Source organism: Xanthomarina sp. F2636L, from assembly GCF_026410195.1.
Lineage (GTDB): Bacteria > Bacteroidota > Bacteroidia > Flavobacteriales > Flavobacteriaceae > Xanthomarina.
Genome location: NZ_JAPMLM010000014.1, coordinates 1 through 221, shown reverse-complemented (window position 1 = coordinate 221; position 221 = coordinate 1). Strand labels below are relative to the sequence as shown.

Annotated in this window: 1 protein-coding gene; it reads right to left on the bottom strand. The window is 41.2% G+C overall.

Annotation, left to right across the window (positions count from 1 at the left end):
* On the bottom strand, positions 1 to 221 hold a 221-nt coding region (locus OS191_RS00065; protein ID WP_267153669.1), incomplete at both ends, for an HYR-like domain-containing protein.

Here is a 221-nt window from a genome sequence, read left to right as displayed (position 1 = left end):
CCAGCACAGTTATCTGTTGCTGTTAAATCTATAGGAGCAGGTACATCATCGATACACTCTACTGTTAGATCAGCTGGAGCATCTGGAGCTACAGGTGCCGTAGTATCAGAAACAGTAATAGTTTGTGACACACTAGATGTATTATTACAGCTATCAGTAAATGTCCAAGTACGCGTAACTACTACGTTACAAGGATCAGAACTATCAGTTGAGTCAACAGG